We start from the raw sequence: 710 nt of genomic DNA, 5'->3' as shown, positions 1-710 counted from the left end.
ACCTGGGGCCAGTCGGGGTCGTCCTGGTAGAAGGTGCGGATGGAGTCGAAGGTGGCGCCGGGCTCGATGGTGTCCCCGTTGGGCATGGTGCCGTTCCACCCGCTGGGGATGTAGATCTGGTCGTCGAACCGGTTGTAGTCCCGCCGGGTCTCGGGAACCGAGATGCCCATGCCGTCCGAGTTCGCCCACAGCGCGTCCAGCAGGCCGGCCGCGGTCTCCTGGGCCTCGGTGTCGCCGCTGGCGGCGGCGTAGTAGGAGAGGGCGTTGGCGAGGGAGCCGGTGACGCCGACGTCCTGGGTGTACTCCGTCACCTGGACGTGGAGGTTGTTGTTGGCGCCGGGGTTGCTGGCGTTCCAGGTGTCGGGGGCGCCGGACCAGGCGAGCGTGGAGGGGATCTGGTAGTCGCCGCCGGTGCCGATGGTCACGTTGTCCAGGACCCAGTCGACCCACTTGTCGAGGACCTGGCCGGCGAGTTGGTCGTCGGACTCGTAGTAGTACTCGGCCAGGCGCTGCATGGACCAGGCCTGCATGCCGAACCACTGGTTGGAGGGTGGGTCGTGGTAGACCGGCTTCTCGTCGTAGTACATGCCGTAGAACGTCGGGGTGCCCGACGGCGGGGTGCCGTAGTGGCCCTCCCAACTGTTGGTCGCGCCACCCGCGATCGCGCCCTCGGAGGACTGCAACCACCGGTAGAACTCCACCTGCCGGTC

General features: G+C 68.2%; 1 protein-coding gene. It reads right to left on the bottom strand.

Annotated elements, in window-relative coordinates; translation table 11 throughout:
* On the bottom strand, positions 1-710 hold a 710-nt coding region (locus ACYVPE_RS39950), incomplete at both ends, for a glycoside hydrolase family 48 protein (protein WP_461038747.1).

The sequence above is a fragment of the Streptomyces mayteni genome (genome assembly GCF_054783955.1).
Note: the sequence above shows the minus strand (reverse complement) of the source record. Positions and strands in the feature narration are given on the sequence as shown.